General features: G+C 69.5%; 1 protein-coding gene. It reads right to left on the reverse strand.

The window, feature by feature from the left end; all coding sequences use genetic code 11:
- On the reverse strand, positions 1–210 hold a 210-nt coding region (locus BN358_RS26870), incomplete at both ends, for a glycosyltransferase (RefSeq protein ID WP_368730814.1).

Raw genomic sequence — 210 nt, forward strand, 5'->3', positions numbered from 1 at the left:
ACCAGCTTGGTCCGGTTGCGTGACTTCCCCACTCTCCGCGCGAATCCCTTGCGGACCAGGCAGGAGATGTTCGCGACCTGCTCGGGTTGCATCCCGACGCCGACCACGGGACGGCCAGCGAGCGCGGCGGTGAGGACGGTGCCGATACCGCCGTGGATCAGCGCGAGGTCGGCGCGGCGATTCATCTCCAGGGCCGGCAGCCAGTCGGTG

Source organism: Sedimentibacter sp. B4 (assembly GCF_000309315.1).
Taxonomy (GTDB): Bacteria; Bacillota; Clostridia; order Tissierellales; family Sedimentibacteraceae; genus Sedimentibacter; species Sedimentibacter saalensis.